General features: G+C 65.2%; 1 protein-coding gene and 1 pseudogene. One reads left to right on the top strand and one right to left on the bottom strand.

Features of this window, described 5'->3' with window-relative positions:
- Positions 1-825 precede the first annotated feature (825 nt).
- On the top strand, positions 826-1,851 hold the full coding sequence (locus IEZ17_RS41535) for a NucA/NucB deoxyribonuclease domain-containing protein (RefSeq protein WP_189308819.1): 1,026 nt from the start codon (positions 826-828) through the stop codon (positions 1,849-1,851).
- A gap of 38 nt (positions 1,852-1,889) precedes the next feature.
- Here IEZ17_RS41535 and IEZ17_RS43700 read toward each other — a convergent pair.
- Positions 1,890-2,079: pseudogene (locus tag IEZ17_RS43700) on the bottom strand (hypothetical protein); the annotation flags it as partial.

A 2,079-nucleotide genomic window follows, 5' to 3' on the forward strand; every position in this document is an offset into this window, starting at 1 on the left:
AGAGACCAACAGTCCCAAGCCGCTTAACGAAACCGTCCACGCTGCGAGGGGATGGACACCGGGAAACTCCAAGATCCCCGACAGAGTCAGGTTAGGGAAGCGGCGGCCGCCTCGGCCAGGCCGTCCTACGGACTGCGCATAAGCGACGAGAGGCACAGTCGTGGAAGAAGCGGCACGTCAAGCGTTGTTGTGGCCTCAGTCGACGCAATCGTCCGGGCCCCTTGGGGTACGCCGGTTGTGCAGGCTGGTTCGAGTCGGGCTACAACGACCCAGCCCGCTCCAAGCCCCGAAAGGCGTTCGCACAGTCGTTCATAAGTCGAGTTTATCCGCGTTTTCGGACAGTGCCGGCTCATATGGCCACAGCTCCACACCCCCGCAGTACAGGTTGATCTCGTACGACGCAGGTGATGCCTGCGGTTAACAGATCGACTTGGGGGACTTTTGAGGTCACATCGAATCAGACGCACCCGCCTGGCTCGCGCGTTCACCGCGCTCGCCGCCATGGCAGCCATCATGCCGATAGCCGCCCCGGCGTCGGCGCAGGAAGGCGACCGCACGCTGAGTGTGGAGACGCAGATCCTCCCCGTAGGTGCTAAGGCGTCATTAGGGCGGGTTCACGAGAGCCTCGCAGCGCGAGGTCTGTCGGCGGCCGAGCAGACACATGAGGGTGGGCAGCCCATAGCGGCGCTGGAGACCATTGGCCCCGCTGCTTCCTACGCTCGTCTGGCCGCCACCCCTTCTCAGACGGCGCCCGCCGTCCCGAGCGGGGCGCCACGATCAGCGCTCCGGGCGCAAGGAGCGACATATCCGGAGCCGCCGCACAGCATGACGAAGCAGGAGTGCCAGTCCGGACTCGGCTCCAACGGCCAGTTCTTCATCAAGTCACGCTTCGCGGTCTGCACCGGGCAGCTCTTCCATCAGACGTGGAAGCTGAACAAGAAGCCAATTGGCGAGAGCAGCTTCATCACCCTGGCGGTGGGCACCATTGCCAAGGGCAGCCGGCAGATGCATGTGCAGTACTACTTCACGGACTTCCAGGCCATGGGCGGGACCGGAACCGCCAGATTCATGATCGCGCCCGACGCCACAGTCCCGCAGAAGTGGCCCGCCACCGCTCAAACCTCGCAAGGCGGCAGCATTCCCGGCGCGCGCTCCTTCGACACCCTTGCAGCCACCGGCACCACCACCTTCGAGCACACCGTCACCGTGGCGTCCGGCCAGGGGGACAAGCCCGACGACACGGTCTTCGCCGTCTACCAGCCGACTGTGAAACTGACCTACCCGCCGGGCTGGGACAGCAAGGGCACCGACACTGTCAACCTCTTCCTTCTCGCGCCCCGCTGGGACAAGGCCGCCTACGTCTCCAGGGGAGATGGCGCAGCCGTCTTCAGTGACACCGTAGACCTCCCCTACAGCTCCAAGACCGGCGCGAGCGAGAAGGCTGTGGCCGAACACATTCGCGACGCCTTCACCAAGCCCGGCGCCACATTCCCGAAAAACGCCCACAAGAACGTGCCCGGCGCCGACGTCAAACATCCCCTCAACCGCCTTTACCACGACGCCAAGCGGCGGGCTGCCAATCGCAGTGAGGCCATCAAGGTGTGCAAGAAGCAATGGGGCCCCGGGTATCCCCAGGGCGGCAAGAACGAGTGTGACGAGTACCCGTTCGCCGTGACCTACCAGGGCAGCGCCCAAGCCCTGTATGACTCGACGGCTCCCAAGGACAACTTCTCCGCCCGGCCCCTGCCGAAGGCCGACAACGGCGCCGCCGGGACCATCCTGGCCGGCTTTCTGACGAAGAACCGCATCATCGACGGCAAGAACGACGGCTTCACCGTCTCCATCAACTGATCACCGGCAGGCAGGGGACCCAACCGGTCCCCTGCCCGTCATCCCTCCGCAGGCCAGAACTGGAGCAGATACCGCTCCACGTCGGAGGGCACTGCCTGCTCAGCCTGCCGCCGCACCTCTTCCCGCCCCGCACAGCAGATCCGCACGCGCCACTTCGTATCCTCCCGGACCAGGTGAATGTCCTCAGCGCAGGCTCCGCCCACCGTCCACACAGCCAACCGCCCGGAC

Source organism: Streptomyces albospinus (genome assembly GCF_014648695.1).
Taxonomy (GTDB): Bacteria; Actinomycetota; Actinomycetes; order Streptomycetales; family Streptomycetaceae; genus Streptomyces; species Streptomyces albospinus.